Origin of the sequence: Cellulomonas septica (assembly GCF_012396155.1) — a bacterium.
Taxonomy (GTDB): Bacteria; Actinomycetota; Actinomycetes; order Actinomycetales; family Cellulomonadaceae; genus Cellulomonas; species Cellulomonas septica.
The window spans coordinates 1-1,440 of record NZ_JAAXOY010000791.1 but is presented as its reverse complement, the minus strand read 5'-3'; the positions used below and the strand labels follow the sequence as shown (position 1 = coordinate 1,440).

General features: G+C 75.1%; 2 protein-coding genes. Both read left to right on the top strand.

The window, feature by feature from the left end; translation table 11 throughout:
* Positions 1-384: 384 nt before the first annotated feature.
* A complete protein-coding gene (rpmB, locus tag HGA02_RS19205) occupies positions 385-576 on the top strand; it encodes a 50S ribosomal protein L28 (protein ID WP_029289091.1) in 192 nt (63 codons plus the stop codon).
* 68 nt (positions 577-644) lie between these two features.
* The gene (locus HGA02_RS19200) at positions 645-1,187 is read left to right on the top strand and encodes a GNAT family N-acetyltransferase (RefSeq protein ID WP_246248108.1); all 543 of its coding nucleotides are present in this window, start codon (positions 645-647) and stop codon (positions 1,185-1,187) included.
* Positions 1,188-1,440 lie beyond the last annotated feature (253 nt).

Genomic DNA, 1,440 nt, shown 5'->3' with positions numbered 1-1,440 from the left:
GCCGTGCGGGCACCGCCGGCCCAGGCGCGCAGCACGTCGGCGTCGAGCACGTCCATCCCTCCGGTCACCGCCCGGGCGTCGGCTCGAGGCGCACGTCGGCGCCCGCGGCGGGCGGCCCGAGGTCCCGCTGCTGGTCCCCCACCCTGCCGCATCGCGCCCACATTTGGGTCGCCTGCGGGCCATGGGCTAGTCTTGACCGGTTGCCCGACGACTCGGGCACAGGTGACGCGCGGGCCACACCGGCCCGTCGACCCCGATCCGGACGCCCCAGGCCCGGTGACGGACGCGTCCCGACAACCGACTTCGTCGCGGTCCCCGCGACGTGCCCGCATCGGTCCCGACCCGTCGGGGCCGGGACCGACCGCAAGAACACAGGAGAAGATCGTGGCTGCCAACTGCGACGTCTGCGCCAAGGGCCCGAGCTTCGGGCACAGCATCTCGCACTCGCACGTGCGCACGAAGCGCCGCTGGAACCCCAACATCCAGCGCGTCCGCGCCGTCGTCGCGGGCACCCCGAAGCGCCTCAACGTGTGCACCTCGTGCCTCAAGGCCGGCAAGGTCCAGCGCGCCGTCTGACGCCGTCGCACCACCGGTCGCAAGGCCCGTGAGGCAATCGCCTCGCGGGCCTTCGCCATGCCCGGACCATGTGGCAGGGTGACGTCATGATCGAGCAGCTCGACGAGGTGACCGTCCGCGCCGCCGGAGCCGCCGACGCCGCTGCCATCGCGGCCGTCCACGTCCGGTCCTGGCAGGAGGCGTACGCGGGCATCGTCCCGGCCGACTACCTCGCGAGCCTCGACGTCGACGCCCGCACGCGCGACTGGCAGGGCTACCTCGCGCACGGCGCCGAGGACCGGGTGCGGACGTGGGTCGCCGAGGCGGGCGGGCAGATCATCGGCTTCATCACCGTCGGCCCGGCCCGCGACGAGGACGCGAGCCGCGGCGACCGCGAGATCTACTCCATCTACCTCGACCCCGGCACGTGGGGCCACGGGGTCGCGCGGGACCTCATGCGGACCGTGCTGTCCGAGGTCGGCGACCGCACGCGCGTCTCGCTGTGGGTGCTGGCCGCGAACGACCGCGCCCGCCACTTCTACCGCCGGCACGGGTTCCAGGCCGACGGCGTCGAGCGCTACGACGACGTCGGCGGTGCCGAGCTCCTCGAGGTCCGGTACCGCCGCAACTGAGCCCGAGGGGGACGCTCCTCTGCCCTTACCCCGCAGCCGGGAGCGCCGCGGCGCGTGGCGCGACACCTGCACCGTCGTGGCTGCCCCCTCGTCCTCCGCGGACGCCGTCCGGCGCCCTCAGCCCGCGAAGTGGTCCCAGCCGGGCGCGACGTCCGGCACCTTCCCGCCGACCAGGACCCGCGGCCCGTCACCGCCGCCGGCGGCGCGCACGACGCCGATCCGCCGGAACGGTGCGGGCGGCTCCACGTCCGGC

Coding starts and splice junctions, on each gene's coding strand:
- HGA02_RS19200 (WP_246248108.1), top strand. CDS start 645: ATGTGGCAGGGTGACGTCATGATCGAGCAGCTCGACGAGGTGACCGTC.